Genomic DNA, 320 nt, shown 5'->3' with positions numbered 1-320 from the left:
CCGAGCAATAAGGTCTCCGGAGGCAAAATGCTCTCGTCCCGAACGCGCCGATCCGGCGGCCGGGCCGCAGCTCTTCTGCGCCTTGCTGCCGTAACCGTCGGACGCACTGATACCGCGCTCGGCGCCTTTTATAGAAGACTGTCGTCCCGCATTGGCAAGGCCAAAGCAGTCACCGCGACGGCCCGCAAGATAGCAGTCCTGTTCTACAACACTGTGCGTCACGGAATGGACTACGTCGATCCAGGGGCCTCGTCCTATGAGACACGCTATCGGACGCGAGTGATCAACAATTTGCACCGACGTGCCAAGGCATTCGGCTT

At 60.3% G+C, this 320-nt stretch carries 1 pseudogene; it reads left to right on the top strand.

Annotated elements, in window-relative coordinates:
* Positions 1-320, top strand: a pseudogene (locus tag AC0L3P_RS40235) (IS110 family transposase); the annotation flags it as partial.

This window comes from Bradyrhizobium sp. WSM4874, from assembly GCF_055811835.1.
The sequence above is the reverse complement of the archived record's forward strand: the minus strand, read 5'-3'. Positions and strand labels throughout refer to the sequence as shown.